The organism is Bradyrhizobium sp. Ses1, assembly GCF_059512365.1.
In genome coordinates this window covers 21,297-46,631 of record NZ_JCAMOQ010000027.1, presented here as the reverse complement: position 1 = coordinate 46,631, position 25,335 = coordinate 21,297, and the positions used below count along the sequence as shown (strand labels likewise).

The window sequence follows — 25,335 nt, the reverse complement described above, 5'->3', positions numbered from 1 at the left end:
CATGCATTTCGCGTGCGTTATCCTATGTCACTTTGGATGGAACAGGAGTCCATCATGACCAAGCCACCACCGGTGCCGCCGGAGAACCAGAGCCGCAAGGGTACGGGTGATCCGAAGTCCGGCAATGCCCATCAGGCGCGCACGACGCGCGGGCACGTGGAAAATCCCGACGAGCCCGACGAGCAGGGGCAGTCGGCGAACACCAAGCAGAACACCACCCATCAGGGCTATCAGCAGGATCGCTGAAGGAGCGCATCATGTCCACTTCAACCAAGACGCCGGCGAGCATTCGCCAGGGCGGCCCCGGTGCTGCGCACGAAAACGTTCAGGCGCCGCTTGAGGTCAAGAAGCCGGCCGCCGACGATCCCAGGCGACGTCACAGCCGGATTTCCGGCGGCGGTGGCGAGCGCGACAGCCACCACACGCACGAACCGGAACACAAGGGCGGGGGTACGCATCCGGCATCGAAGGGGTGATCATGACGAAACACGCCAAAACGAAACGGCCGAGCGACATCGACCTCTATCGCAATCCGCTGATCGGGGGATCGAAGGGCGTCACAATGGCGCAGGCGACGCCAGACGATCTGGAGGATGTCGAAGGCGAGAACACGTTCGAGGGCGACGTCGAGAACGACACCAACCCGCAGGGTGGTATCGAGGCGCCGGATCGCCGGCGCGGCCGCCCGTCGCGCGATCAGACGCCAAAATCGCGCAAGGCGGTGCTGCAGGGCAAGAAGACCCATGAGCAGCAGTTGCGGATGCTGGAACGCAAGCCCGATGTTCCCGATGCGCGCAATCTCGAGCAAGGAGGCGCGCGGAATGTGGAAGATGCGACCGTAAGACGTCCGAAACAGGATGCGCGCCAGTCGGAATTTCCGGTGAGCCGCGGCGGGCTGAACCAGGAAAGCCACCACAACAAGCACAACGATCCCGGTCAGAGCGGCCATAAGCCGCAGAAGCATGGCGGGTGAAGCGACTGAAACCGTGATCCGATTGAAAGGAATCGGATCACGGTTTCACCTCTCCGTTTGAGCATGCTCTTTTCGGACCGTCTCTTATGGCTTGGCCGCCGCGTCCGTGCGCAGCCATTTTCGTGGCGGCGGCTGGTAGGCCGCAAAGCGACGCAGCAGCGCCTCTACTTTGGTTTCGATGATGAGTATCTCGGCGTAGGCTCTGATCGTGAATCCTTCAGCCACCATCCGCTCCACCATCGCCATCAGCGGCGCGAAGTAATCCTTCACGTTCAGGAGGCCGCACGGCTTTTGGTGAATCCCGAGCTGGGCCCAGGTCCATTCCTCGAAAAGTTCTTCGAGCGTCCCGGCGCCGCCCGGCAGCGCGATGAAGCCGTCGGATAGCTCGGCCATCATCGTCTTGCGCTCGTGCATGGTCTCGACGATGTGAAGCTGGCTCAGGCCCGTGTGTCCGATCTCGCGCTCGACCAGCGCGCGCGGAATGACGCCGACCACGCGTCCGCCCGCCGCGAGCGCCGCGTCTGCCACCGCTCCCATCAGCCCAACCTTCCCGCCGCCATAGACGATGGTAATGCCGGCCTTTGCCAGCGCCTGTCCGGTGGCGACCGCGGTCTCCAGATAGATCGGATCACGGCCCGGGCTGGAGCCGCAGAAGATACAGACGGATTTCAGCGCTTTGGCGTTTTGGTTTTGCATTGGATGTGTGCGGACCTTTCGTGCTGCAAACGATTCGTCGGCGGTTCGACGTTAGCATGAGAGGCAGGGGAATCGCGGCGCCGCGCTACAACGTGAACGCACGGCAGGTCGGCATTGCGGATGATCTGCTCACATATATTTGAAATCAAACAAGAATCTCTTCATGCACCGAGCTCGCGCCGGATCGGGTTTTGCGACCCTCGGTAACCTATGCCGTTTCGGAAAGGACTTCATCAACAAGCCTGTCGTCAACCTGCGGGAGTGTCATCAATCTGTCGTATCGCCTGCGCTTAGCTGCGGAACCAGCCCGACATGCTATCATGGCCGTGGCAGAGAGGGAGTGAGGTAGTGAGCGAAACGACTGATGTCCCGGCGTTGCCGGCTGATGCATCTGCGATTGCACGTATCAAATCCGAAATCGATATTTCAGATCGTTCGCGCATCGTCACGTTCGGCGAGCGCGCCCAGCGGTCAGTGGTCGAATTCGCCGACCGCATTCTGTCCCAGACGCAAAATCGCGAGCTCGGAACGACCGGCAAGCTCCTGTCGGACATTTTGGGCAAGGCGCGCGGGCTCGATCCCGCCGATCTCAAGGACAGCGGCCTCTTGACGCGCCTGTTCTCGTCGGCGGAGGCACGGCTGCGGCGCTTTGCCGAGCAGTTCAGCGATGTCGCTTCGCAGATCGATCGCGTCTGCGTCGAGCTCGATCGCAACAAGGAGGTCCTGCGCCGCGACATCGCGCTGCTCGACGATCTCTATGAGCAGACCAGGACCGCACTCGGGCAGCTCGACGCGCATATTAGCGCCGGCAAGGCCTTCGCCGAGGACTTTCGCCGCGGCAAGCTGATCGAGATGGAGCGGGCCGCGACCGCGCAAGGCCAAAGCAGCGACGCCCTGCTCGCGGCGCAGACCTACCAGGACGCGCTCCAGGCGCTCGACCGGCTCGAGAAGCGCATCTTCTATCTGCAGCAGGCGCGCCAGATCGGCATCCAGCAACTGCCGCAGATCCGCATCGTGCAATCGGGCGACGAGACGCTGATCGAGAACCTGCAGGCCACGACCGAACTCACAATCCCGGTGTGGAAGCAGAAGATGATCCTGCTGCTCGGGCTGAATCGGCAGAAATCCGCGCTCGAGTTGCAGAAGACCATCACGGATGCCACCAACGAGATGATGCGCCAGGCTTCCGAGATGATGAAGACCCAGGCGATCGAGATCGAGAAGCAGTCACAGCGCGGCATCGTCGACATCACGACGCTGGAAAAGGCCAATCGCGACCTGATCGACACCATCTCGGGCGTGCTCGCGGTGCAGGAACAGGGTCGGACCAAGCGCGCTGAGATCGAACAGCGTATGTCGCAACTGACCGACGATTTGAAATCTGCGGTCACCAAGTCGTCTGCATGAGCCTCGCGTTGTTCCCGCGGCGCTGGCTTGCGCTGCATGTCGCGGCACCGCTGATCGCCGTGCTGCTCTCCGGCTGCAGCGGCGGGCCGGGGCCGCAATTCACCATCCTGTCAGGCTCGGAGAATGACGTGCTCGAGCCGCTGGTGCAGGAATTCTGCAAGTCGCGCAATGCTGTCTGCACGATGCGCTATCAGGGCTCGCTTGACATCGCGCTGGCGCTCAAGGGCGACGATCCGCCGGCCGACGCGGTGTGGCCGGCGGCCTCGATCTGGATCGACATGTTCGACACCAAGCGGCGGGTGAAGTCGGTCAAGTCGATCGTGCAGATGCCGGTGATCCTCGGCGTGCGCCGCTCGAAGGCACAAGAGTTGAACTGGATCGGCGCCAAGGTGACTGCGAAGGACATTCTAGCCGCTGTCGAGGCCGGCCGATTGAAATTCCTGATGACCTCGGCGACGCAGTCGAACTCCGGCGCGGCTGCTTATCTCGCGATGCTCGCGGCCGGCATCGGCAAGCCCGACCTGATCGAAGCCGGCGATCTCGACAAGCCCGAGGTGCTGGCGACGGCGCGCGGCCTTCTCAAAGGGGTTGAGCGCAGCGCGGGTTCGAGCGGCTGGCTCGCCGATCTCTATCGCGACGGCGAGCGGAATGGAGCGCACTATCAGGCGATCTGGAACTATGAGGCTGTTATCAAGGAGACCAATGACAAATTGATCGCCGATGGCCACGAGCCGCTTTACGCGATCTATCCGGAAGACGGCGTCGCGGTCGCCGATTCTCCGCTCGGCTTCGTCGATCGCGGCCGTGGCAAGGACGTCGAAACCTTCTTTGCCGATCTGCAAGCCTTTCTGCTCAAGGGCGAGGTTCAGGCGCGGATCGCGAAGACCGGACGGCGAGTGGAGGTCGGCCGCGCGGCGCCGCTTCCCGCCGATCCCAAGACCAATCTGGATCCGGCGCGCGCGCTGACAATCATCCGGCCACCCGAGCCCGCGGTCATCCAGAAGGCGCTGTCGATCTATCAGGAGGCGCTCCGACGTCCCTCGCTCACCGCTTTGTGCCTCGACGTCTCCGGCAGCATGCAAGGAGCAGGCGAGACCCAGTTGCTCGACGCGATGCGTTTCCTTTTGACGCCCGCCCGCACCCGCGAGCTGTTGGTGCAATGGACCAAGGCGGACGAAATCCTGCTGCTGCCGTTCAACGATCATGTGCTGTGGACGGCGCGCGCCACAGGCGGAGAGGCCGAGCAGGCCACGCTTCTCACCCAGGCGCTGGAGCTGCATGCCGGCGGCGGCACCGACTTCTATGCCTGTGGCGAGCGGGCGCTCGTCGCCATGAAGCCGCTGCTTGCCAGCGGCGAGCATTTGCCGGCCATCGTCATCATGACCGATGGCAAGAGCCAAGGCTATTTGTCGACGTTTGAGGCCACGTGGCGCGCGGACGGCCGGCGTGTGCCAGTGTTCGGGGTCACGTTCGGCGACCAGGTCGATCGCAGCCAGCTCGACAATCTGGCGAAGCTGACCGGCGGCAGGGTGTTCGACGGCACCAAGAGCCTCACGGACGCGTTCCGCTCGGTGCGAGGATATAATTGATGGCGACCGTGCCGTCCGGGCTCGGCTGGATTGCCGGTGGCGCGGCCGCCGCGGTCTTGCTGCCTTCGCTTGCGATCGGCGTTGGGATGCCATTCTGGATCGCTGTCCTCGTCAGCGCGCTGGCCGGCGGCGGCATCGTCGCGGTGATGGCGCCGCGCAGGCGCTTCGCCGAACTCGACGCCAGCGGCGCGGCGCGCGGCCGCATCGAATTCGCGCGCGCACTCCTCACGGAGGCAGAGCCGCTGACGGAGCGCATGGAAACCGCGGCGGCAGCGATCCGGACCCGCGTGGTGGCCGAGCGCGTCCGGCATCTCGTGAAGATCGCCCGCGATATTTTTGACGCGATCGAGCGTGACCCGCTGCGCATCGACCGTGTCAGGCGCTTCCTCACTTATTACCTGCCGCGCGCGGCCGAGATCGCCGAGGCCTATGCTTCGCTCGAGCGCAGCACTGTGCCCGACACCGCACGACTCGCCGCGACGCGTGAATTGATCGACCGGCTCGATGGCGCCTTCACACGCTACGCGGCCAATCTGCAGGATGCCGATCTCGACAAGCTCGACATCGAACTCAAGCTTTTGAAAAGCTCGCTCGACGAGGATATCGGACCGGCGCGGACCGGCATCCCGTCCGGGGAGAAGAAGGGGACAACCTGATGGCCATGTCGCGTCGTGCGTTCGGGATCGGCCTCGTCGCCGCAAGCGCCGCGGCGACCGGCGGCTATCTCTACCTTCGGGAACATCCTGAGATCGCCGGCCGCTTCGGCGAAGCGAAGAAACTGTTCGGATTCGCCGGTGGCGAGAAGGAAGGCTTCCTCGCCAATGCGCGTGTGCGCGGCGTGCTCGAGCGCCGCTTTGGGCTGGTGCTCGACGGGCGCCGCGCCGGATCGGTGGAGATGGTGCGCGAGCGTGCATTGCTCGACCAGAAGCCGCAGTTCCTGTGGCCGTCGTCCTCCGTGCTGGTGGAGGTGGCGCGCAGCTCGGGCCTGAAGATTTCGCGCGACCAGGTGATCTTCAATTCGCCAATCGTGCTCTATTCATGGGACCGCATTGCCGATGGCCTGGTGAAGGGCGGTTTCGCCGAGCCGATGGGCGGCCCGCGCTACAAGGCCGACCTTTCGAAGCTGCTCAAGGCGATCATCGCCGGCGAGACCTGGGCCGCGATCGGCGTCTCCGATCTGTTCGGCCGCGCCCGCATCGTCTGCACCGATCCGAACAAGTCCAATTCGGGATTCATGTTCGCGGGCCTCGCCGCGAGCCTGCTCTCGGGCGACGTGGTGATGCCGGACACCCTGAGCCGCATCGACGGCGACGTCGCCACCGTGTTCCGCCGTATGGGCTTCAAGCCGCCGTCCTCGGGAAAATTGTTCGACGATTATGTTGCCGGCGGCGCCGGCGCGCAGCCGCTGATCGTCGGCTACGAGAATCAATTGGTGGAGTGGGTGCTGCAGGATGCCGAGCGCTGGAAGCGGCTGGAGGCCAATGCGCCGGCCAAGCCGGTGATCCTCTATCCGCAGCCGACGGTGTTCTCCGCGCATCCGTTAATCAGCATCGAGCGCCAGGCCGACGACCTCATCGATGCGCTGATGAGCGAAAGCCTGCTCGAGATGGCCTGGGAGGATCACGGATTCCGCGGCCCGCTCGGCACCATCGGCAAGGCGCGCAACGCACTCCTGCAGTCCCGCCTGATCGAGCGCATCGACGCGGTGTTGCCGATGCCGGACGCTCCGGTCATGCTCGCTCTGCTCGACCGGTTGGCGGCGTAGCGCGCAAGCGGTACATCACCGTTAATCGGTAGGCCATATAACCAGCCCGCCGGCTGGCTATGTCCGCGATCTCAATAGTTGGACTTCGGTCCGCCGTGATACTGGCGCACGTTGGGCCAGTATGGTGCCGGCTCGAAAGCGTAAGGGTAGTACGCGGCTTGTGCAGCGTAAGCTGCCGCGGACCAATGCGTGCGCGCGTGCGTTTTGGGGCTGCCTGCAAACGCCGCGCCCGAGAATGCGATGAGGATGACGACTGATGCAGCCAGTGCGAGTTTGTTTGTCATGAATTCCTCCTTGTGCCCCCGCTAACGAATGCATCTCGCGGTAACCGCGAGCGGTGCCGCGTGTCGGAACTTGGGAGGTCAGGGTTACGCGGGCATTTCAGGCGCCCGAAAATTCGGTTACATCTGCCACATGCCGCGTGCGCCCTGGCAATTGATCAGCGTCACAGCTCCGGACCGGACAGCCTCATCTCTCGTTCCGCCCTGAACACATTGCTGTAAAGGTTTGCGATCCATTGGCGGCCGCTTGACGTGACGTTCAGGTATCGAATGGCGGTCGATATCTGCGGCGCGACGGTGTTCCAATAGAACTGCGGATATTTGTACACGACATCGGCCGGGGTATCGTAGCCGAGCTGCTTGTTCATCCCGGTCTCTTCGAATTCATAGAAGAGAGCGTTGGCCTTCCTCAGATAGTTGGGGTCGCCAAGTTGGCCGATCAGGTCCGCGGCGCGCAGCAGCAGGCCCTCTTCATTGTTCAGATCGTCGTCGGACGATGACGGTCCGTAGGGAAATCGCGTGTATTCGATCGCGCGCGCCATCCGGTTGGCGTCGACGTGCTCAACACCATCGAAGCGCTCCAGCGCGAACAGTTTGGACCGGTCCACGTGATAGGGTGCGAGCGCTGCATCGGACGCGCCGCGCGGAAGCCGGATGGTCGTGCCGGTGATATCGGCGACATAGACGTCGTCCCCGTCTCCTTGAAGGACGCCACGGACATAACCGATGTCGTGGATCAAGCAGGCCAGGATGAAATTTGAATAGTCCTCGGCCGTCGTCGGCCGCGACAAGGCGCGCCCCATCAGGATGTCATGGCCGGCCAGGGTGACCAGCATCGAGTGCTCGATATCGTGATAGAGCGCGTCGCTGTTGCCGATGCATTCGAGCGCCAGGCGTGCCGCATATGGCAGGAGCTCGTTGAGGTAACCGTAAGACGCGCCGAACCGTCCGTTCGTCTCGGAGGCCAGAAAGGCGCCGAGCGCCTGCGCGGTGAGATGTGGTATCGTGAGCATGTTGCTGCTCGCTCGATCGAGACTGAAATTTAGCACAGTCCGTTCGAACCGTCTTTAGGCAGCGTGCCGAAAATGCTATCGATCGGGCGCTGGAAACGCTGGGGGAGCGCCTGTTGATCTGGGTCAAACGCAGTGGACTTGTCGTTTCCTTCTCACTTTTCGTGTGCACCGCACACCAGGCTAAGGCCGTCCCGCTCACGCCGTTCCGCTATCAAGCCCAGGCGCAACGCCATTGCCCGGGTGATTCCGTGGTTTGGCTCGATTTTCGGCGCGCGCGCTATTATTTGAAAGGGCAGAAACGTTACGGGCTGGGTCTCACCGGAAGTTTTGTGTGCAGGAGCGAAGCCCAGGCGAGCGGCTACCGCCGTTCCCTTCTCGGGCTGAGGTAGCGATAACCTCCGACCGCACGTGGTGGATGTGTGACTGGGGTGCCATGGCGAAGCCTGCGTTAAGGTCGCCCTGCAGGGGCGGTCATGTCGCGCGAGGGCTGTACGTCCGGCGAGCGCGCCCGTGATGTTGGAACGAAGAGGAAGTGCAGATGAATATGGCCTTGAGCAGCGCTCTGTTGGTCGTGATGACATCTAGCGCCGCCGCGCAATATCTCGGCAACTATTCCGCCAACCCATATGCCTCGAATTCTACGGGAAACGCATTCGGTGCTGGCAGTCCCTACAATCCAAACAGCATCAACAATCCGTACGGGCGATATGGCAGCGTCCACAGCAACAGCTCCGCCAACAATCCGTACGCGATGGATGCACCCAAGCTGTATGACAGCCAGGGAAACTATCGTGGGCGCCTAAGTAGCAACCGGTATGATCCGGATTCGATTTCAAATCCATACGGCCGCTATGGGAGTCGTTTTTCTCCGGATAGCGTCAACAATCCCTTCGGTGCTGGAAATCCGTACGTACCGGATAGCCCGACGAACCCGTATGGCCAAGGCCTCTCGATTCAAGGAGATGATGACGACTGAAGGGCTTGCGTCGCTCGAGCCGAAGACGAAGGGGGCCGCCGCGAGCTGCGCGATTGCCGTCCTATGAGAGGCGGAGATATCACATGCGACCAGCGTCGGAAAAAACGAGGCTGCGCCTTCAGCCACCAAGCGTTGTTATGCCGCGAGCTTTGGTGGCACAAACTGCACTGGTCAATTGCCAGCCGGAGCCACATCATGGCGGTGTGGAGTATCGGGGCTATGCCGTCGTTCTCAAATCCGAACCGGGCGAAAACAATAGTGATCTTCGCTATCGCCCGATTGCGTTGGCGCAAGGGCGTTCTCGGATTGAGGTCTGGCTTGTTGTGGGTTGCCGAGAATGACTTGATATTCAAAGCGGCCGTGATCTCGCTCGGAATATTTTCTGGGGCAATAACCGCAGTTGCCGTGCTCTACCTGTGATCCAGGTAGCAGGGCCATGATAAGCGCATGGCAGCAGGGATTCCGACCATCGTTGTTAGCTGAGCGTCAGCGCCAGATGGATCGTCTGCGGGTCTCCCCGCGAGACCGGCTTGAAGCCGAACTTTCCGAACACTTTCAGCATCGCGGCATTTTCAGGCAAGACCTCTGCGGTCAATTCCTGTAGCCCGGCATTGCGAGCGATGCCGACGAGGTGACGCATCAGGATCGAACCGATGCCGCGTCCCTGCCAGACATCGACGACCACGAATGCCATCTCGGCTCGTCCGGGCTCGAATACAACGTATCGACCGCCTCCGACGATCGCCGGTCGACCGGCTTCCTCGATGAGCGCAACAAGCGCGACATGATTCTGAAATCGATGTCCATGAAGAAGGCGCGCTCCTTCTCCGAGAAGCCGCGCTTCACCGCAAAGAAACGGCGTTGCAGGGATTGCGTGCTCGCCCGCCCGACCGCAGCCAGCATGTCGGCCTCATCATCGACTCGAAGCGCTCGGATTTCGATGTGGCTGCCGTCGTTCAGACGCTCGTGCGCGGTGTAGGTTGCGGCTTCCAGCATCTGCTGCCTCTTGTTCCAATCATTCGACGGCCGGTCTCGCTGATCAGGCGGAGTGTGAGGCCCGCACCGGAGCATGGCGCTCGTTTCAGCCAAGAGTGCCGAGCGAAAGCAGGTGGTTGCGTCCTCTCCGATCAATTCAAGCTGTACGGCTGCGCAGTTGCCCAGCAACTTGTTGGCTCGGGCCATCGCTTTGAATCGCAGCTCCTCGTCATGAGCGAATTTCGCTTCCACCGCCTTTTCGCGTTCGTCGAAGGTGGTTGCCGTGACATCGGCAATCAAACCCGCCACTCGGGACCAGGGTGCTTGATCTAGATCAAGTCGCCATTAGAGCGTTTTCCAGCGAAGCATGCCCTTGGACTTGATCCGAGGGTGGATACCGTTCGCGTGAAGAAAACGCGTCAAAACTAGAATCTGGAGCTTCGGTTCGGATTCTATCAGAATCGAAAGTGCTCTAGTCACGGGCACTTGATAGTCGTGTGAATCTGCGCGGGCCGCGAGACGCGGCCCACTCCGGTCGGCTCCCGCGATGGACGCCGATCATCCCGATCTGGATCGCCCCCTAGTTGGGGCTGATGATGCAGGCTCCGTCGCGACGGCTCCAAACGAACCACCGATAGCACGGAGGACGGGGATGAGCCCCGACCGGACACTCATTGCGCACACGCGCGCCTCTATCCCAGCCGTCGACGACGCACCCACCGTTGCGCGCCGCATGGCAACCGGGACCGCAGCCGTCCGCGGCGTTGGCCATGCCAATGCTCGCGAATATGGCTGCGAACAGAACTGCGAATGTCACTTTCATCTCTGTTTCCTCTCGCCTCTCATGTTTTGCAGGCAAGTGCTGCGCCGAGCGCGCGGCGTTGATCTTGGATCAATGGGGCGGAAAAGCGAAGCCCCTCCCCGAGCACGAAACCGAGCGGGCGAGGGCACTGATTTGCGAGATGGGCAGTGGGGGTCGGTGTGCTTGATCTAAATCAAGCCGCGTCGCGCAGCGCGGTGGGTACGCTTTCGCGCAGCCTCGAACGAGGGCGCGCCCTTGAGAACACTTCGCCAGCTTTTGTCCGGGGAGGACATCATCCAGCTTGCGATCCGGCTTGGATTGCTGGCTTTTCTGATCTACTGGACTTTCGTTCTTGTACGACCCTTCGTGCCAATCGTGGCCTGGAGCGTGGTGCTCGCCGTTGCGTTCTATCCGGTCTTTAACGGTCTCGCCAAGTTGCTCGGCGGACGCCCGAAGCTGGCGGCGGCGATTCTCACCATCGTCAACCTCGCGATAGTCATCGGGCCGGCGACCTGGCTCGGTCTGGGCGCGGTGGATGGCCTCCGGGAAATTGCCGCACAACTCAGCGCGGGAAGCCTCGGGGTTCCCTCGCCGCCCGCGCGCATCAAGGATTGGCCGCTGATCGGCCCGCAGCTCTACGATCTCTGGGATCAGGCATCGACCAACCTCCGCGCCGTTCTGCACGAAATCGCTCCTTATCTGAAGCCGCTGGCCGCGACGATTCTCGGCCTTGCCGGGAATGCCGGCGTTGGAACGCTCAAATTCCTCCTGTCGGTTGCTTTGGCCGGCTTTCTCTTCCCCTATGGACCGCAACTAGTGGCGGCGAGCAGGGGGTTCCTGTCCCGCGTCGTTCCCGAGCAAAGCGAACACTTCCTGGAATTGGCGGGCGCAACGATACGTGGCGTATCTCAAGGCGTTATCGGCGTCGCGATCATCCAGTCGCTGCTCGCCGGCATTGGTCTCAAGCTGGCGGGAATTCCGAATGCGGGCCTGTTGGCTTTCGCGATCCTGCTGCTGAGCATCGTGCAGATCGGTGCGGCGGTCGTCCTGCTTCCCGTGATCATCTGGCTCTGGACAGCGAAAGACTTCACGACGGCACTCCCACTGACCGTGTTTCTGGTGATTGTTGGCTTGCTTGACAACATCTTGAAGCCGCTGGTGATGGGGCGCGGCCTTACTACACCCGCCCTCGTGATCCTTATCGGGGTGGTCGGAGGCACGCTTGCACACGGAATTCTTGGCCTCTTTATCGGCCCGGTCATCCTGTCAGTCGCTTGGGAGTTGACAGTGGCCTGGATCAATCAGGATCGTAGCCGCCTTGCGCAATCAGCGGAACAATAGCTCGCAAGCCGAAGCCGCTCAAAACGGACCATTCTGTTCCGCTCACGACGTTGACCTAAATCAAAGTCCGGGGTGGCGCGGCGCATTCAATCGATGCGCGACACGGAGGTCTGAACATGTCGATCGACAAAACACCGCTTGCGCGCGTTCCCATGTCAGGCCTCGTTGCTTCGGCCGTGGAATACATGATTGATGCCGGGCAGCGCACTGTGCTGTTCCTGGATATCCTGCGCCGGCGTGGTGACCAGTATCGGCAGCACATTGCCCAGACGGCACCGCATGTTCTGCACTACGCCGCCGAACTGGTCATGGACGGGCGCAAGCTCTCCGAACCGGTGAACTATGCGCTGGTGCGCATCATTCCGCCTGAGGGTATCGAGCTCGATCTCGAGCGGCGACCGTTCATCGTGGTCGATCCGCGCGCTGGACACGGGCCGGGAATCGGCGGGTTCAAGGCGGACAGCGAGATCGGCGTCGCCATGAAGGCCGGTCATCCCTGCTACTTCATCGGCTTCCTGCCGGAGCCGATGCCGCACCAGACCATCGAGCGCATCGCGCGCGCGGAAGCCTTGTTCATCGAGGAAGTCATCAGGCGCCATCCTGATGCCGACGGCAAGCCCTGCGTGATCGGCAACTGCCAGGCCGGCTGGGCCGTGATGATGCTCGCATCGCTGCGCCCGGAACTGTTTGGGCCCATCATCGTCGCCGGCGCGCCGCTGGCCTATTGGGCTGGCGTGCACGGCAAATATCCGATGCGCTACTCGGGCGGCCTGCTCGGCGGGAGCTGGTTGACCGCGCTCACCAGCGACCTCGGCGCCGGCAAGTTTGACGGCGCCTGGCTGGTGCAGAATTTCGAGAACCAGAACCCGTCGAACACGCTGTGGACCAAACAATATAATGTGTATTCGAAGGTCGATACCGAGGCGGACCGCTATCTCGAATTCGAGCGCTGGTGGGGCGGGCATGTCAACCTGAACGCGGAAGAAATCCAGTTCATTGTCGATGAGCTCTTCATCGGCAACAATCTCGCCGCCGGCCGCATCAAGACGTCCGATGGCAAGGCAGTCGACCTGCGCAACATCAAGTCACCCATCGTGGTGTTCTGCTCCAAGGGAGACAATATCACTCCGCCACAGCAGGCGTTGGGCTGGGTCCTCGATCTCTACGCCGAGGTCGACGAGATCAGGGCCTACGGCCAGACCATCGTCTACACGGTTCATGAGAGCGTCGGCCATCTCGGAATCTTCGTGTCCGGCGGCATCGCCAAGAAGGAGCACGCGGAATTTTCCAGCAACATCGATCTGATCGACGTGCTGCCGCCGGGCCTCTATGAAGCGACCTTCGAGGCAAAGGGCGCCGACACCGCGAACGCGGATCTTGCGGTCGGGCAGTGGGTGATGCGATGCGAGGCGCGCACGCTCGATGATATTCGCGCCATGGGCGGCAACTCGTCGGAAGACGAAAGGCGCTTCGCGACCGCCAAGCGCGTCTCGGAGATCAATCTCGCCGCCTATAAAAAGCTCGTCCAGCCCTGGATCAAATGCATGGTGACGCCGCAGGTGGCGGAGTGGACGCGCAATATCCACCCGCTGCGCCTGCAATATGAGTTTTTCAGCAGCCGAAATCCTTTGATGACTGCCGTGGGGACGACGGCGGAAAGAATTCGGAATGATCGGAAACCGGCAGCCGAGGAGAATCCGTTCATCGCCCTTCAGGAAGGAATCTCAAGGCAAATCGTCAGTGCGCTCGACGGCTGGCGGGACTACCAGGAAGCACTCAGCGAAACCATCTTTCTCGCCGTGTATGGTTCGCCCGCGCTTCAGGCGGCGGTCGGTGTTGATCCGCGCTGGGAGCCGTCGCGACAAGGGATGCCGGCCGAGCACCGCGAAATGCTCCAGCGGCGGATCAGCGAGCTGAAATCCAGGATCGACGAAGGCGGCCTTCGCGAGGCAGCTATCAGAGGCTTGCTTTACGTCGGGTCGGCGCGGGGCATGGTGGACGAGCGCAGCCTCGAAGCGCTGCGGCGAATCCGCCGCGAGAGGGGTGAGCGATTGACGTTGGCACAATTCAAAATGCTGGTGCGCGAGCAGTTCTTCATGCTGTTGCTGGACCAGAGGAGAGCGCTGGCGGCAATTCCGAAAATGCTGCCCGACAATGCCAACGAACGCCGCGCGGCCTTCGCAGCGATCGGCGAGGTGTTGTCGGCCAGTGCCGAAATCTCAGGCGAGGTCGCCAAGCGCTTGCAGCATGTCGCCGAGTTGTTCTGTCTGGATGCGAGCGAAATGTCGGAAAGGGATAAGGTTACCCCTTTCGATCCAAAGGCGAAGGCGTCGTAACGCTGGTTGGAAGAATCCGGAGCGCCACCATGAGCGTCATGCCCGCAGATTCAGGCGAAGTGCGACCCCACATCAAATATGATCGGTTGATCGCGGCCACCAAGGCCGTGCCGCCGGTGCCGACCATTGTCGTGCATCCCTGCGACGAGACATCGCTGCGCGGTGCGTTGGACAGCGCGGAAGCCGGCATCATCCGTCCGCTGCTGGTCGGCCCCGAAGCCAAGATCAGGAACACCGCAAGCAAGCATGGCCTCGACATCGCCAGTGTCGAGATCATCAATGTTCCCCACAGCGACGCCGCGGCCGCCAAAGGCGTCGAGCTGATTCATGCGGCCAAGGGCGAAATGCTGATGAAGGGCAGCCTGCACACCGACGAGCTGATGCGCAGCGTCACGGCAAAGGCGACCGGCTTGCGGACCGATCGGCGCATCAGCCATGTGTTCGTGATGGATGTCCCCGCCTATGCCGATACGCTGCTTGTGACGGATGCGGCCATCAATATTTTCCCTGATCTCGATGACAAGCGGGACATCATCCAGAATGCCATCGATCTCTTCACGCAGGCTGGTTTCGGCACATTGCCACGGGTGGCGATCCTGTCGGCGGTCGAAACGGTCACGTCCAAGATCCCGTCCACCATCGAGGCCGCGGCGCTATGCAAGATGGCGGATCGCGGGCAGATCATCGGCGGCTTGCTCGACGGACCGCTTGCCTTCGACAACGCGATCGATGTGGAGGCGGCCACGATCAAGGGAATAAAGTCCGAGGTCGCGGGCCGCGCGCAGATCCTGGTCGTTCCCGATCTCGAGGCCGGCAACATGCTGGCAAAGAATCTGGCTTATTTCGCGAACGCCGACAGCGCCGGCATCGTGCTCGGGGCCCGGGTGCCAATCGTTCTGACCTCCCGTGCGGATTCACCGCGGGCGCGCATGGCCTCCTGCGCGGTCGCGGCGCTCTATGCCGACGCGCGGCGCCGGCTTGCTCCAATTGCGGCTGCGTGATCGCCATGGATACGATCCTCGTTGTCAATGCGGGCTCCTCCAGCGTCAAGTTCCAGATCTTTGCGATTGAAGGGGAAGGGAGGCTGCGGCGGCAGATCAAGGGCCAGATGGATGGCATCGGCAGCCGTCCGCGCCTGCGCGCTGTCGATGCAAACGGCGATCCGCTGGCGGAGCGGGCCTACCAGATCGAAAGCGTCTCAGACATCCCGGCCGCGATGGCTGTTGCGGGAGCGTGGCTGCGGGACGAGCTTCGCATCTCCCCGATGGCCGTCGGGCATCGCGTTGTCCATGGCGGTCCGGACTATGAGCGGCCGGTGCTGATCGACCATGGCGTAGTGTCGCGCCTGGAGCGCTATGTCGCGCTGGCGCCGCTGCATCAGCCCCACAATCTGGCGCCGATCCGTTCGCTGCTCGCCAATTTTCCTGCCCTTCCGCAGGTGGCGTGTTTCGACACTGCCTTTCACCGCACCCACGGCCCGGTAGCGGATCACTACGCGATCCCTTATCAGCTCCACGCCGAGGGCGTGCGGCGCTACGGATTCCACGGCCTGTCCTATGAATATATCGCGAGAACCTTGCCGCAGATCGCGCCAGATGTCGCGAAGGGGCGGGTGATCGTCGCCCATCTCGGCAGCGGTGCGTCGATGTGCGCCCTGAACGGTGGACGCAGCGTGGAGAGCACAATGGGGTTCACCGCGCTTGATGGCTTGCCGATGGGGACACGTCCGGGGCAGATCGATCCCGGCGTCGTGCTTTATCTCATATCTGAAAAGGGAATGTCGGCCTCGAACGTCCAGGATTTCCTCTACCGCAGTTGTGGACTGAAGGGCCTCTCCGGCATCAGCAATGACATGCGGCAATTGGAGGCAAGCAACGATCCGCACGCGATACTGGCGATCGAGTATTTCGTCTATCGGACATGCCTCAACGTCGGCATGCTGGCGGCGGCGCTGCAGGGTCTGGACGCGTTCGTCTTTACGGCCGGCATCGGCGAGAACTCGGCAGGAATTCGCTCACGCATCGTCGAGCAGTTGGCCTGGCTTGGCATTGCGTTCGATCCGGCCGCGAATGCCGGCCACGCGCGGCTGATATCGCGGTCCGACAGCCGCATTCCGGTGTACGTCATACCGACGGATGAGGAACTGATGATCGCGCAGCACACCCTGTCGGTTCTGTTGAACAATCAATCGCCCAACGCGAACCGTCAGAGGGTGTCATGAATATTCCCCTGTTTCCGGAGACCAAGGTGGCCCTCAAGGGAAGGAAGGGCCTGATTGTCGGCATTGCCAACGATCAATCGATCGCATGGGGCTGCGCCAAGGCGTTTCGTGCGCTCGGCGCCGATCTGGCCGTCACCTACCTGAACGACCGGGCGAAAAAGCATGTCGAGCCGCTGGCGCAGGCGCTGGAAGCGCCGATCTTCATGCCGCTCGATGTCAACAGCGAAGGCCAGATCGAGCAGGTGTTCGAGCGCATCGAGAAGGATTGGGGCCGGCTTGATTTCGTGCTGCACTCGATCGCGTTCTCGCCAAAGGAAGCGCTGCACGGCCGCGTCGTGGATGTCGGACGGGATGGCTTCTTGAAGACGATGGAGGTCTCATGCTGGTCGTTCATGCGCATGGCTCACCTGGCTGAGCCGTTGATGAAGAACGGCGGAACGCTGTTCACCATGACTTATTACGGCAGCCAGATGGTGGTCGAGAACTACAATGTCATGGGCGTCGCGAAGGCAGCGCTTGAGGCCGCCGTGCGTTACATCGCGGCGGAGTTGGGGCCGAAGGGTATCCGGGTTCACGCGATTTCACCTGGTCCGCTCGCCACGCGCGCCGCCTCGGGTATTCCTGATTTCGACGCGCTGATGGACAAGGCGCAGTCGAAGGCGCCGACCCGCAGCCTCGTCAGCATCGATGACGTTGGCAACGCGACGGCATTCCTGGCGCTTGACGGTGCAAAACTCATTACCGGCACCGTCATGTATATCGATGGTGGTTATCACATCATCGATTGAGGGCATTTGCTCCCCTCGCCGCGACCGGGGCCTCACCGATAATGCAACGCGATCAGCTCCGCGACGCAGGCAGGCCGTGCGCCGCCTTCGATCTCGATCACAAGGTGATAGTGCACGCGCAAGCCGTCCGGCGGCACATCCTCGGCTTCGGCGATGGTGACGCGGCCGCGCAGCCGCGAGCCCGCCGGCACCGGCGCAAGGTAGCGGATGCGATCCGCTCCGTAGTTGAGAGTATTCCTCAATCCCTTCAACCCGATCACCGATCGTATGAACAGCGGGGCAAGCCCGAGCGACAGCAGCCCGTGGGCGATGGTGGTGCCGCCGGGCAACTCTTTTTTGGCGCGCTCCCGATCGACGTGGATCCACTGCTCGTCGCAAGTCGCTTCGGCGAACAGGTTGATGCGGTCCTGGGTGACCTCGATCCAGTCGCTGACGCCGATCTCGGTGCCAACTGCGGACTTGATCTCGTTGAAGTCGCTGAATACCCGCATGTTCGTTACCCCGTCAGATCGTCATTTCCGGAACCGTGTCGGGAATGACGAGTTCGGCTTCCGTCACCGCCATGACCTCAGCGACCGTGAGCCCGGGAGCGGTCTCCATCAACGTCGCCTTGCCGTCCGGAAAGCCGATCACGGCGATGTCGGTGACGACGAGGTCGATTGTTCGCGACGACGTCAGGGGCAGGGTGCATTTTCTGACGATCTTCGATTTCCCCCTCGCGGCATGCTGCATCGCCACGATGACGCGTTTGGCGCCGCTGACGAGGTCCATCGCGCCACCCATGCCTGGCACCATCTTGCCTGGGATCATCCAGTTGGCGAGGTGCCCTTCGGCGTCGACCTGAAGGCCGCCGAGCACGGTCACGTCGACATGGCCGCCGCGGATCAATCCGAACGACATCGCACTGTCGAAGGTGCAGGCCCCCGGAAGCGCGCTGATCGGTCGTCCACCTGCATTGGTCAGAAGGGGATGGGCCAACCCTTGCTCCGGGATCGGACCGGTGCCGATCAGTCCGTTCTCGGACTGGAAGAACACCTTGATGTCTGATGGTACGTAGTTGGCCACCAGCGTTGGAATGCCGATCCCGAGGTTCACCAGGTGGCCGGTGCGAAGCTCGCGTGCCACGCGGCGGCCGATGATCTCTTGTGCATCCATGGTTCACTCGTTCGCTATGAGATAGTCGACAAGCGGCGCCGGTGTGACCACATGGTCGGGCGCGATGACGCCGACCGGAACGATGTGCTCGGCAGTCACGATCACGGTATCGGCGGCCATCGCCATGACGGGATTGAAGTTGCGCGCGGTCAGCGCATAAGAAAGGTTGCCGAGGTAATCGGCGAGGAAGGCGTGGACCAGCGCGAATTGGGCTCGCAATGCGATCTCGAGCAGGAACGCTTTTCCGTCGATCTCGATCTGGCGTTTTCCTTCGGCAACCGTCGTTCCGACGCCGGTCGGCGTGAGCACGCCGCCAAGGCCGCAGCCTCCGGCGCGGATGCGCTCCACCAACGTCCCCTGCGGAATCAGGTCGACGGCAATCTGGTTGGCCAGCATCTGCTGCTGCGCTTTGGGATTGAGGCCGATGTGGCTTGCGGTCAGGCTTGAGACCAGGCCGGCATCGAACAGTTTGCCGATGCCCTTTCCGGGTATCGCCGCGTCATTGGAGATCAAGGCAAGGCCCGTCTTGTGCTGGCGTACGACTTCGTCGAGCAGGCGTTCCGGCGTCCCGACGCCCATGAAGCCGCCGACCATGATGCTCGCGCCGGCCGGGATCTTCGCAACGGCTTCTTCGACGGAAATAGCCTTCATGATTGGCACTCCGGCCGGCACGCGATTGATCGGGGCGGTACCCGCGCGATGCTGGTCCCCGCTCATCGCGTCGCTTTGATCTGTATCAAGGGTATTCGCCGGAGCGATGGATACCGGTTATCCGGCATCCGCGTCTTGCGCTCTTGGGTGAGCAGGACGGCTGGATTGCGCTTGCCGACCTCGAGACAATGGGGAAAGCTGTGAGGGACCGTCGACTGGCCATCGTGCCCGGCACCGGCATGGATCTCGAATTGGCTGCGCTCTATGACGGCTGGTTCGGCGGCCTCGCGAAATAGACGGAACCTTTAGTAGATTTCATCAAGAGAGGAGGATGCAATGTCGGACCCCCAAGTGGCAGCGGACAATGTTCGGGCGATGCTCACCGAGAATCTCAGTCGTGTTCGCAAGGCCAATTCGGATTATTTTGACATGCTTGAGAAGGGGATGAGCTCCTCGCAGCTTCCGATTGCCGGGCAGGCCAAGCAGTTTTGCGATCATATGCGGCGCCAGACTTCGGCGACCTTCGACCTCTGCGACCGGCTGATCCAGGCCAAGGACGTGCCTGATGTAGTCAGAATTCAGTCCGAGTTCTTCCAGGACCAGATGCGAGCGCTGATGGAACAGGGGAGGAGCATGGGCGAATCGGCCATGAAAGCCGCAACCGGCGTGTTTACTCCCAAGAGCTGATTTGCCTTGCGGGCCCGGTGCTGGCTGTGGCCCTTCAATTCGTGGTCGTCGCAACCATCAGCGGATCCAACATCATGATCCACGCGATGGTGACCGTCGCTGTGGTCGCCATCGCCCGTATTGCAGAGCGACGACACCGGGAGGGCCGTTCAGTTCTGCAGATCGAGGCCAGCCAACTGGGGCCGGTCCAACAGCACGATCTGGCGCTGGTTGTTGCCGATGAATCCGAGGATACCGAGCTCGTGTAGCCGCGACAGGGCGCGAGAGACCGTCTCCAGCGTCAGGCCGAGATAATCAGCGATGTCGCGGCGGCACATCGGCAGCGCCAAGACGCCGGCCGCGGTCAGGCGCTTGTCCATTTCGAGCAGGAAGGCGACAACGCGCTCGAGCGACGTCTTGCGGCCGAGCAGCAGCATGTGATCCTCGGCATGCTGCAGGTTGTTCGTGGTCATGTTCAGCAGGTTGCGGGCGACCATGGCGTCGCTCTCGGCTACTAGTTCAAGGCTGCGACGCTTCACCAGGCGCACCGCGGTGTCGACGATCGCTTCGGCCGTGAAGCGATGCTCGCTGCCGTTCTCCAGCCCGAAGATATCGCCGACCAGGTGAAACGAGCCAATCTGGCGGCGGCCGTCTGAAAGCAGCTTGTAGCTTCGCACCGCGCCAGACTTGACCTGGTAGACGTAATCGGCAGGCTCTTTCTCGCCGTAGATCTCTGTCCCTTTCTTGTACGTAAATTCGTTGAGGGTCATCATCGGGCTGGAAGCGCTCGCCATGCCGAACGCGCCGAGCATATTAGGTAGGGACGCTGCCGGATCGATGTTAACATAGGAAAACATGGCCCAACTCCTCACCTGAACGTCACGAATTCTATCAGTCTTTAGAACTATTGCGCTGCAAGAATTCGGTATCGGGTCCGGTCTCGCCAAGGTTGATCTGCGACGAAGGCAGCATTCCTAATCATTGTCCCACGGACCATTGTACTATGGGACAAGTAGGCAATGGTGTCGGACTGGCGGCGAGATTGCCGGTCACGGTGCGGCTCCATGCCTCCTCGGAGGGAAAATTGCCTGGCCTCGTTCACGTGGTTGATGACGATGCGTCGTTTCGGACGGCCATTGAGCGGCGGCTGAAGCTCGCCGGTTATGAGGTCGCAACCTATCCGTCCGCTCAGCAGCTACTGGATCGTCTGTCGGACAATGAGCGGCTGGGATGCATCCTGCTCGATGTGCGGATACCCGGCCTGAGCGGTCCCGAACTGCAGGATCGTCTCAGCGAACTCGGTTCGACGCTGCCGATCGTGTTCCTCACCGGGTACGCCGACACGGCGACGACCGTGCGGGCAATCAAGGCCGGCGCTGAGGATTTCCTGACCAAACCAGTGTCTTCGGCACAGTTGATCGATGCAATCGAGCGCGCGATTGCCCGTCACGAGGCAACGCGCAGCCAGCGCATCAGGCTCGATTCCCATCGCTCGCTGCTTGCGAGATTGACCCCGCGCGAGCGACAGGTGTTCGAGTTGATCGTGCGCGGCAAGATCAACAAGCAGATCGCGCATCAATTGGGAACAACCGAGCGCACGGTGAAAGCACATCGCCACCAGGTGATGGAAAAGATGCAAGTGCACTCGCTCGCCGAATTGGTGTCGATCGCGGAACGGCTCGGCGTGCTCGACTCAAGCAACGATGCAGCCCGTTAGCGTTCGAAATCGAAGTATCCAATCTCGCAGGAAAGATGCGCAAACGCTCCCGGTTCCCTCAGGACACCTGTACGAACGGACAATATCACATCTTAATGACAGCGCGTATCAGGCGCGTGTGAAATCAGCATGGTTTCTCGGCTCGCGGTCAGGTCGCCTTCTGCAGAAGATAGCCGAAAACATCCTCGAAAAGCTGAAGCCATCACCTTGTCGAATCGAAGATCTGTTCTTGTCGTAGATGACGACCGATCCATGCTCAGGAGCCTTAAGCGTCTGCTGGGGCAGCACGGTTTTGACACGACGCTGTTCGATTCCGCCAGCGCGCTGCTTGGCCACGGCGATTTCGGCCGCGCCTTCTGCATCATCCTGGATATCAATCTGAATGGTCAATCCGGCATCGATCTGCGTCGCCGGCTCCTGGACAAGGGCATCACCCTGCCGGTCATCTATATCACTGGCAATGATAGCCACGCGAACCGCACGGCGGCGACGGAGTCGGGATGTGTCGCTTACCTGACCAAGCCGTTCTCGGCAAAATCGCTGATCGAGCCGATCGAAAAAATGGCAGCCGCTATCGCCTAGCGGAGCTTGCCGATATTCACTCATCAATATCCTGTTCGAAAAGGCGTGCCGGTGCGCCTCTGCGCACGGCCGCAAATTGATCGAGCGGGAGTAGCGTCCTCACCGAAAGCAAGTTCGTGTCGACCACTTGCAGAAGGAGTTTCTTGCCGGAGTCCATGTCGTGAAGCAGGTTTAGGTCGGCGAGGTCACCCGCAATGCAGGTGTTGGTGAGACACCACGTGAACGGAAGTCGATAGGTCGTACCCTGATCGACGGTGAGCGTGGCGCCGGCTGGCAGATAGAGGCCGACCGGCAGGAAAAGCTGTAGCCGCGCGCCGCTATTGTCCTCGCGCTCGGTCAGATAGACACGAACCGCGGTCTGGCCGGTATTGAAACTGCCGCTGATGGTGGTGCGGCAGACCATCTTGGCGCCGCCGGGCTTGAAGCAGACCTTCTCCCAGTCGCCGAACCTGATGTCGCGCGCTTCACGTTGGCCGCGAAGCGCGATTTCGGGCTCCCCGGCTTGCGCACCAGTCGGCACCTTTTGTCCATTCGCCGGCCCGGCCGCGATCATCGCTGATAATATCAGGGCGGCGAACAGGATCGAAAACGGTTCGGGAGGCTGCATCGTCATGGCTGTGCTCCTCAGCGCCGATCACCGTCGCTACTTGTGCCCGTCCAGGAACGCACCGACGAGCGGCGCCCAGATCGGAATGGAGTCGGCTGAGCCGACCAGGAAATGTCCATCGTCGCCGAACGGCGGAAGAAGGTGGTATTCGGCGTTGCCGCCTGCGGCGGTGAACGCCTCGTGCATCCGTTTCGACAGCGTCGGGCCGAAGAACGTGTCGTTTGCAATGTAGATCCAGAGCATCGGCACCCGCGAGGTACGGCCGAATTCACTGATAGCCTCGACCAGTCTGTCCGGGGCGCAATTGTTGTTCGGCTTGCCATCGACGCGGCCGCCGCGTCCGGCAGCAAAGGTGATGATGGCTTTCACCTGCGGCGGGTTCACGCTTGAAAGCGCGATCGACGCCCAGCCGCCGGCCGATTGGCCGATCACGATGACATCCTTCGGCACGATCTTCTTCTCGGCAGCCATATAGTCGATGATCCAGAGGTCGAGCTGCGCAACAGCCATGCCGGCGTCGCGGAAATTGGGATTGGTGCAATTGCCGATCTTGGAGAAGAACGGTCCGTAGAGCCCGCGCTCGGGTATGTCGATGGCCGAGGCGCCGTAGCCCGACCCGACCGGTGCCACCACGAGGTAGCCGCGTCGCGCGAACCACATGGCGGCGTCGCGGAATTCGACCAGCGGAAAGAAGCTGCGCTGCACCGGGTCAAGTGACACGCCGTGGTTCATGATGGCGAGCGGGAAAGGGCCGCCGCCGACCGGACGCACCACATAGGCGATGGTCGGCAAGACGAGCGGTAGCGCCCAGACTTCCTCCTGAATGTGCACGACAGCGTTCTGATCGTCAGGGCGCGCCGGCGCGATCTGGCTGAGGACAACGAACAGCATTATCAGGAATCGTGAGCAAGCCTGACCCATATCAGAGCTCCGCTGTTACGAGGCGAGTTGACGGATCGAATCCGAAGCGACGCTTGATCCAGATCAATCCCGCTTGGCCGCAGGCCGTCGTTCATCGGAGCATTTCGGCGACCGCTATAGCGCCTCGTGACAGGCCAATTCACATGAAGTCATCGTCATCTCAGCAACCGGGATGGACGCGGCTCTTTCCGCCGGTGGAGTGGCTTACAAACTATCGGCTTTCCTTTCTGCCTTCGGACGCCGTCGCGGGAATTACGCTCGCCGCCTACGCGATACCGGTTTCGCTCGCTTATGCGGCGCTCGCCGGACTGCCGCCGCATGTCGGAATCTACGGCTATCTGCTTGGCGGCGTCGGCTATGCGCTCCTCGGCTCCTCGCGTCAGCTTGCGATTGGTCCGACATCCGCGATCTCGCTCATGATCGCCGGCTCGGTCGGGGCTTTGGCCGCGGGCGATCCGGCGCGATACGCCGGCATCGCGAGCCTGGTGGCCTGCGCAGTGGCGTTGCTCTGCCTGATCGCCTGGCTGTTCAAGCTGAGCCTTCTGGTACGCCTGATCAGCGACAGCATCCTGGTGGGATTCAAGGCGGGCGCCGGGCTGACGATCATGATGACCCAGCTACCCAGCCTGTTCGGTGTCGCCGGCGGTGGCCACAACTTTTTTGACCGGGCTGTTCGGCTCGCCGGGCAGCTCGGCGACGTCCACTTGCTCGTTCTGACGATCGGTCTTGCTGCGCTGCTGCTGTTGTTGATCGGCGAACGCGTCCTGCCGGGCAAGCCGGTTGGACTCGCCGTCGTCGCACTGTCGATTCTGGTCGCATCGATATTTGGCCTGCCGGCGCTCGGAGTGCCGATCACCGGGGCGATCCCGCAAGGGCTGCCGGCGTTTGCAGTGCCGTCATTCGGACTGTCGGAGCCTGAAGAGTTGTTTCCGATCGCGGCCGGCTGTCTGTTGCTCGCCTATGTCGAGGGGGTTTCCGCAGCGCGGAGCTTCGCGGCCAAGCATGGCTACGGCCTCGATGTCCGGCAGGAGTTTCTGGGACTGGGTGCGGCCAACCTCGCGGCGGCGTTCGGCCACGGCTATCCGGTTGCCGGCGGCCTGTCGCAATCTGCGGTGAACGACGCGGCTGGGGCCCGTACGCCTTTGGCGCTGGTGCTCTGCTCGGTCACGCTCGCGCTGTGTCTGCTGTTCTTCACGGGACTGCTGACAAATCTTCCCAAGGCGGTGCTCGCTGCCATCGTTCTTGCCGCCGTATACAGGCTGGTCGATATCCCGGCGCTGCTGCGCATGTGGAAAATCAGCCGGATCGATTTCTATGCTGCGGCGATCGCGCTCGCCTCGGTGCTGCTGCTTGGAATCCTGCAAGGCGTGCTGCTTGCGGCACTCGCATCCATCTTCCTGCTGCTCGTCCACGCGTCGCAACCGAATGTGGCGTTTCTCGGACGGCTCCCTGGAACCGGCCGTTATTCGGACAGCGCCAGGCATCATGGGGTGGAGCCGCTGGCCGGCGTCATCGCATTCCGTCCTGAAGCATCGCTGCTCTACGTCAACGCCGAGACGATCCTCGACGCCGTCCTGGCTGCGCTCCGAAAATCGTCGGGTATCAAGCTGGTGGTCTGCGATCTCTCGGCATCGCCCTTCATCGATCTGGCCGGGGCGCGCATGTTGCATGATCTGCATGACGAACTGGCAGATCGTGAAGTGACGTTCTGCATCGTCGGCGCTCATGGCCAACTGCGCGACCTGTTGCAGGCAGATGGGCTGGCGGAAAAGACCGATAGCCGCAACTGGATGCGGACGCTCGACAGCGTGCTTGGCGAGAGCAACGCCGTCGGATGATCGATCGCCTGAGGACCTCGCCACGAGTTACGCGG

29 protein-coding genes and 2 pseudogenes are annotated in these 25,335 nt (G+C 62.0%); 19 read left to right on the top strand and 12 right to left on the bottom strand.

Going from position 1 to position 25,335, the window contains the following annotated elements; all coding sequences use genetic code 11:
- Window positions 1-54 precede the first annotated feature (54 nt).
- The 3 genes from AC5ZG5_RS27145 to AC5ZG5_RS27135 are packed head-to-tail and all read left to right on the top strand — an operon-like array spanning window position 55 to window position 973.
- Window positions 55-246: a hypothetical protein gene (locus tag AC5ZG5_RS27145; protein ID WP_456644277.1), complete on the top strand. Its 192-nt coding sequence runs from the start codon at window positions 55-57 to the stop codon at window positions 244-246.
- An 11-nt stretch (window positions 247-257) separates the two neighbouring features.
- Window positions 258-476 (top strand): hypothetical protein, encoded by a 219-nt coding sequence (locus AC5ZG5_RS27140; RefSeq protein WP_456644278.1) that lies wholly within the window; start codon window positions 258-260, stop codon window positions 474-476.
- 2 nt (window positions 477-478) lie between these two features.
- On the top strand, window positions 479-973 hold the full coding sequence (locus tag AC5ZG5_RS27135; RefSeq protein ID WP_456644279.1) for a hypothetical protein: 495 nt from the start codon (window positions 479-481) through the stop codon (window positions 971-973).
- Window positions 974-1,057: 84 nt separating this feature from the next.
- On the opposite strand, the gene AC5ZG5_RS27130 is transcribed toward AC5ZG5_RS27135, so the two are convergent.
- Window positions 1,058-1,669: an LOG family protein gene (locus AC5ZG5_RS27130; protein WP_456644280.1), complete on the bottom strand. Its 612-nt coding sequence runs from the start codon at window positions 1,667-1,669 to the stop codon at window positions 1,058-1,060.
- Between the two features lie 348 nt (window positions 1,670-2,017).
- Between AC5ZG5_RS27130 and AC5ZG5_RS27125 the strand changes: the two genes are divergently transcribed.
- The 4 genes from AC5ZG5_RS27125 to AC5ZG5_RS27110 are packed head-to-tail and all read left to right on the top strand — an operon-like array spanning window position 2,018 to window position 6,430.
- Window positions 2,018-3,076: a toxic anion resistance protein gene (locus AC5ZG5_RS27125; protein WP_456644281.1), complete on the top strand. Its 1,059-nt coding sequence runs from the start codon at window positions 2,018-2,020 to the stop codon at window positions 3,074-3,076.
- The gene (locus tag AC5ZG5_RS27120; protein WP_456644282.1) at window positions 3,073-4,665 is read left to right on the top strand and encodes a vWA domain-containing protein; all 1,593 of its coding nucleotides are present in this window, start codon (window positions 3,073-3,075) and stop codon (window positions 4,663-4,665) included. The genes AC5ZG5_RS27125 and AC5ZG5_RS27120 overlap by 4 nt, the downstream gene beginning before the upstream one ends.
- Window positions 4,665-5,321: a 5-bromo-4-chloroindolyl phosphate hydrolysis family protein gene (locus AC5ZG5_RS27115; RefSeq protein WP_456644283.1), complete on the top strand. Its 657-nt coding sequence runs from the start codon at window positions 4,665-4,667 to the stop codon at window positions 5,319-5,321. The genes AC5ZG5_RS27120 and AC5ZG5_RS27115 overlap by 1 nt, the downstream gene beginning before the upstream one ends.
- Window positions 5,321-6,430 carry a hypothetical protein gene (locus AC5ZG5_RS27110; protein WP_130225804.1) on the top strand — a complete coding sequence of 370 codons (1,110 nt, stop codon included), beginning with the start codon at window positions 5,321-5,323 and terminating at the stop codon, window positions 6,428-6,430. The genes AC5ZG5_RS27115 and AC5ZG5_RS27110 overlap by 1 nt, the downstream gene beginning before the upstream one ends.
- 71 nt (window positions 6,431-6,501) lie before the next feature.
- On the opposite strand, the gene AC5ZG5_RS27105 is transcribed toward AC5ZG5_RS27110, so the two are convergent.
- Window positions 6,502-6,714: a hypothetical protein gene (locus AC5ZG5_RS27105; protein WP_456644284.1), complete on the bottom strand. Its 213-nt coding sequence runs from the start codon at window positions 6,712-6,714 to the stop codon at window positions 6,502-6,504.
- 161 nt (window positions 6,715-6,875) lie between these two features.
- Window positions 6,876-7,724 (bottom strand): metal-dependent phosphohydrolase, encoded by an 849-nt coding sequence (locus tag AC5ZG5_RS27100; protein ID WP_456644285.1) that lies wholly within the window; start codon window positions 7,722-7,724, stop codon window positions 6,876-6,878.
- A gap of 161 nt (window positions 7,725-7,885) precedes the next feature.
- Between AC5ZG5_RS27100 and AC5ZG5_RS27095 the strand changes: the two genes are divergently transcribed.
- The 3 genes from AC5ZG5_RS27095 (at window position 7,886) to AC5ZG5_RS27085 (ending at window position 9,120) form a co-directional block, all read left to right on the top strand.
- Window positions 7,886-8,113, top strand: coding sequence for a hypothetical protein (locus AC5ZG5_RS27095; protein WP_245287214.1), 228 nt, complete (start codon window positions 7,886-7,888; stop codon window positions 8,111-8,113).
- Between the two features lie 149 nt (window positions 8,114-8,262).
- Window positions 8,263-8,700, top strand: coding sequence for a hypothetical protein (locus tag AC5ZG5_RS27090; protein ID WP_456644286.1), 438 nt, complete (start codon window positions 8,263-8,265; stop codon window positions 8,698-8,700).
- A 195-nt stretch (window positions 8,701-8,895) separates the two neighbouring features.
- Complete coding sequence (locus AC5ZG5_RS27085; protein WP_456644287.1) at window positions 8,896-9,120, top strand: hypothetical protein; 225 nt, start codon at window positions 8,896-8,898, stop codon at window positions 9,118-9,120.
- Window positions 9,121-9,175: 55 nt separating this feature from the next.
- Here AC5ZG5_RS27085 and AC5ZG5_RS27080 read toward each other — a convergent pair.
- The 3 genes and pseudogenes from AC5ZG5_RS27080 to AC5ZG5_RS27070 all read right to left on the bottom strand — a co-directional run bounded on the left by AC5ZG5_RS27080 (window position 9,176) and on the right by AC5ZG5_RS27070 (window position 10,447).
- Window positions 9,176-9,696 (bottom strand): annotated as a pseudogene (locus AC5ZG5_RS27080) (GNAT family N-acetyltransferase).
- 171 nt (window positions 9,697-9,867) lie between these two features.
- Window positions 9,868-9,927, bottom strand: a pseudogene (locus AC5ZG5_RS27075) (ATPase inhibitor subunit zeta); the annotation flags it as partial.
- A 328-nt stretch (window positions 9,928-10,255) separates the two neighbouring features.
- Window positions 10,256-10,447, bottom strand: coding sequence for a GCG_CRPN prefix-to-repeats domain-containing protein (locus AC5ZG5_RS27070; protein WP_433994492.1), 192 nt, complete (start codon window positions 10,445-10,447; stop codon window positions 10,256-10,258).
- Between the two features lie 285 nt (window positions 10,448-10,732).
- On the opposite strand from AC5ZG5_RS27070, the gene AC5ZG5_RS27065 reads away from it, so the two are divergent.
- The 5 genes from AC5ZG5_RS27065 to fabI all read left to right on the top strand — a co-directional run bounded on the left by AC5ZG5_RS27065 (window position 10,733) and on the right by fabI (window position 17,163).
- Window positions 10,733-11,818, top strand: coding sequence for an AI-2E family transporter (locus AC5ZG5_RS27065; RefSeq protein WP_456644288.1), 1,086 nt, complete (start codon window positions 10,733-10,735; stop codon window positions 11,816-11,818).
- A 116-nt stretch (window positions 11,819-11,934) separates the two neighbouring features.
- Window positions 11,935-14,154: a DUF3141 domain-containing protein gene (locus tag AC5ZG5_RS27060; protein WP_456644289.1), complete on the top strand. Its 2,220-nt coding sequence runs from the start codon at window positions 11,935-11,937 to the stop codon at window positions 14,152-14,154.
- 29 nt (window positions 14,155-14,183) lie between these two features.
- Entirely contained in the window at window positions 14,184-15,155 is a 972-nt protein-coding gene (locus tag AC5ZG5_RS27055; RefSeq protein ID WP_456644290.1) for a phosphate acetyltransferase, read from the top strand.
- Between the two features lie 5 nt (window positions 15,156-15,160).
- Window positions 15,161-16,375, top strand: coding sequence for an acetate/propionate family kinase (locus tag AC5ZG5_RS27050; protein WP_456644291.1), 1,215 nt, complete (start codon window positions 15,161-15,163; stop codon window positions 16,373-16,375).
- Entirely contained in the window at window positions 16,372-17,163 is a 792-nt protein-coding gene (gene fabI / locus AC5ZG5_RS27045; RefSeq protein WP_456644292.1) for an enoyl-ACP reductase FabI, read from the top strand. The genes AC5ZG5_RS27050 and fabI overlap by 4 nt, the downstream gene beginning before the upstream one ends.
- Before the next feature lie 32 nt (window positions 17,164-17,195).
- On the opposite strand, the gene AC5ZG5_RS27040 is transcribed toward fabI, so the two are convergent.
- From AC5ZG5_RS27040 to AC5ZG5_RS27030, 3 genes are read right to left on the bottom strand one after another with little or no spacing between them, the layout of a single operon-like run.
- Window positions 17,196-17,654: a MaoC family dehydratase gene (locus AC5ZG5_RS27040; protein WP_456644293.1), complete on the bottom strand. Its 459-nt coding sequence runs from the start codon at window positions 17,652-17,654 to the stop codon at window positions 17,196-17,198.
- A gap of 13 nt (window positions 17,655-17,667) precedes the next feature.
- Window positions 17,668-18,318, bottom strand: coding sequence for a 3-oxoacid CoA-transferase subunit B (locus AC5ZG5_RS27035; protein ID WP_456644294.1), 651 nt, complete (start codon window positions 18,316-18,318; stop codon window positions 17,668-17,670).
- A gap of 3 nt (window positions 18,319-18,321) precedes the next feature.
- A complete protein-coding gene (locus AC5ZG5_RS27030) occupies window positions 18,322-18,969 on the bottom strand; it encodes a CoA transferase subunit A (protein WP_456644295.1) in 648 nt (215 codons plus the stop codon).
- Window positions 18,970-19,305: 336 nt separating this feature from the next.
- On the opposite strand from AC5ZG5_RS27030, the gene AC5ZG5_RS27025 reads away from it, so the two are divergent.
- The gene (locus AC5ZG5_RS27025) at window positions 19,306-19,656 is read left to right on the top strand and encodes a phasin (RefSeq protein ID WP_456644296.1); all 351 of its coding nucleotides are present in this window, start codon (window positions 19,306-19,308) and stop codon (window positions 19,654-19,656) included.
- 149 nt (window positions 19,657-19,805) lie between these two features.
- Here the strand turns inward: AC5ZG5_RS27025 and AC5ZG5_RS27020 are convergent, their stop codons facing one another.
- A complete protein-coding gene (locus AC5ZG5_RS27020) occupies window positions 19,806-20,492 on the bottom strand; it encodes a helix-turn-helix domain-containing protein (RefSeq protein WP_456644297.1) in 687 nt (228 codons plus the stop codon).
- Window positions 20,493-20,719: 227 nt separating this feature from the next.
- Here AC5ZG5_RS27020 and AC5ZG5_RS27015 point away from each other — a divergent pair, with 227 nt between their 5' ends.
- Window positions 20,720-21,352: a response regulator transcription factor gene (locus AC5ZG5_RS27015; protein WP_456644313.1), complete on the top strand. Its 633-nt coding sequence runs from the start codon at window positions 20,720-20,722 to the stop codon at window positions 21,350-21,352.
- A 129-nt stretch (window positions 21,353-21,481) separates the two neighbouring features.
- Window positions 21,482-21,934, top strand: coding sequence for a response regulator (locus AC5ZG5_RS27010; RefSeq protein ID WP_456644298.1), 453 nt, complete (start codon window positions 21,482-21,484; stop codon window positions 21,932-21,934).
- Between the two features lie 16 nt (window positions 21,935-21,950).
- Here the strand turns inward: AC5ZG5_RS27010 and AC5ZG5_RS27005 are convergent, their stop codons facing one another.
- Window positions 21,951-22,547, bottom strand: coding sequence for an invasion associated locus B family protein (locus tag AC5ZG5_RS27005; RefSeq protein ID WP_456644299.1), 597 nt, complete (start codon window positions 22,545-22,547; stop codon window positions 21,951-21,953).
- Between the two features lie 30 nt (window positions 22,548-22,577).
- A complete protein-coding gene (locus tag AC5ZG5_RS27000) occupies window positions 22,578-23,432 on the bottom strand; it encodes an alpha/beta hydrolase family protein (protein ID WP_456644300.1) in 855 nt (284 codons plus the stop codon).
- A gap of 173 nt (window positions 23,433-23,605) precedes the next feature.
- Between AC5ZG5_RS27000 and AC5ZG5_RS26995 the strand changes: the two genes are divergently transcribed.
- Entirely contained in the window at window positions 23,606-25,300 is a 1,695-nt protein-coding gene (locus AC5ZG5_RS26995; protein ID WP_456644301.1) for a SulP family inorganic anion transporter, read from the top strand.
- The last annotated feature ends 35 nt before the right edge of the window (window positions 25,301-25,335 follow it).

Coding starts and splice junctions, on each gene's coding strand:
- AC5ZG5_RS27135 (WP_456644279.1), top strand. CDS start 479: ATGACGAAACACGCCAAAACGAAACGGCCGAGCGACATCGACCTCTAT.
- AC5ZG5_RS27100 (WP_456644285.1), bottom strand. CDS start 7,724: ATGCTCACGATACCACATCTCACCGCGCAGGCGCTCGGCGCCTTTCTG.
- AC5ZG5_RS27145 (WP_456644277.1), top strand. CDS start 55: ATGACCAAGCCACCACCGGTGCCGCCGGAGAACCAGAGCCGCAAGGGT.
- AC5ZG5_RS27030 (WP_456644295.1), bottom strand. CDS start 18,969: ATGAAGGCTATTTCCGTCGAAGAAGCCGTTGCGAAGATCCCGGCCGGC.
- AC5ZG5_RS27020 (WP_456644297.1), bottom strand. CDS start 20,492: ATGTTTTCCTATGTTAACATCGATCCGGCAGCGTCCCTACCTAATATG.
- AC5ZG5_RS27105 (WP_456644284.1), bottom strand. CDS start 6,714: ATGACAAACAAACTCGCACTGGCTGCATCAGTCGTCATCCTCATCGCA.
- AC5ZG5_RS27010 (WP_456644298.1), top strand. CDS start 21,482: ATGGTTTCTCGGCTCGCGGTCAGGTCGCCTTCTGCAGAAGATAGCCGA.
- AC5ZG5_RS27130 (WP_456644280.1), bottom strand. CDS start 1,669: ATGCAAAACCAAAACGCCAAAGCGCTGAAATCCGTCTGTATCTTCTGC.
- AC5ZG5_RS27120 (WP_456644282.1), top strand. CDS start 3,073: ATGAGCCTCGCGTTGTTCCCGCGGCGCTGGCTTGCGCTGCATGTCGCG.
- AC5ZG5_RS27060 (WP_456644289.1), top strand. CDS start 11,935: ATGTCGATCGACAAAACACCGCTTGCGCGCGTTCCCATGTCAGGCCTC.
- AC5ZG5_RS27085 (WP_456644287.1), top strand. CDS start 8,896: ATGGCGGTGTGGAGTATCGGGGCTATGCCGTCGTTCTCAAATCCGAAC.
- AC5ZG5_RS27055 (WP_456644290.1), top strand. CDS start 14,184: ATGAGCGTCATGCCCGCAGATTCAGGCGAAGTGCGACCCCACATCAAA.
- AC5ZG5_RS27115 (WP_456644283.1), top strand. CDS start 4,665: ATGGCGACCGTGCCGTCCGGGCTCGGCTGGATTGCCGGTGGCGCGGCC.
- AC5ZG5_RS27005 (WP_456644299.1), bottom strand. CDS start 22,547: ATGACGATGCAGCCTCCCGAACCGTTTTCGATCCTGTTCGCCGCCCTG.
- AC5ZG5_RS27025 (WP_456644296.1), top strand. CDS start 19,306: ATGTCGGACCCCCAAGTGGCAGCGGACAATGTTCGGGCGATGCTCACC.
- AC5ZG5_RS27110 (WP_130225804.1), top strand. CDS start 5,321: ATGGCCATGTCGCGTCGTGCGTTCGGGATCGGCCTCGTCGCCGCAAGC.
- AC5ZG5_RS27040 (WP_456644293.1), bottom strand. CDS start 17,654: ATGCGGGTATTCAGCGACTTCAACGAGATCAAGTCCGCAGTTGGCACC.
- AC5ZG5_RS27070 (WP_433994492.1), bottom strand. CDS start 10,447: ATGGCCAACGCCGCGGACGGCTGCGGTCCCGGTTGCCATGCGGCGCGC.
- AC5ZG5_RS27000 (WP_456644300.1), bottom strand. CDS start 23,432: ATGCTGTTCGTTGTCCTCAGCCAGATCGCGCCGGCGCGCCCTGACGAT.
- fabI (WP_456644292.1), top strand. CDS start 16,372: ATGAATATTCCCCTGTTTCCGGAGACCAAGGTGGCCCTCAAGGGAAGG.
- AC5ZG5_RS27050 (WP_456644291.1), top strand. CDS start 15,161: ATGGATACGATCCTCGTTGTCAATGCGGGCTCCTCCAGCGTCAAGTTC.
- AC5ZG5_RS27140 (WP_456644278.1), top strand. CDS start 258: ATGTCCACTTCAACCAAGACGCCGGCGAGCATTCGCCAGGGCGGCCCC.
- AC5ZG5_RS26995 (WP_456644301.1), top strand. CDS start 23,606: ATGAAGTCATCGTCATCTCAGCAACCGGGATGGACGCGGCTCTTTCCG.
- AC5ZG5_RS27090 (WP_456644286.1), top strand. CDS start 8,263: ATGAATATGGCCTTGAGCAGCGCTCTGTTGGTCGTGATGACATCTAGC.
- AC5ZG5_RS27035 (WP_456644294.1), bottom strand. CDS start 18,318: ATGGATGCACAAGAGATCATCGGCCGCCGCGTGGCACGCGAGCTTCGC.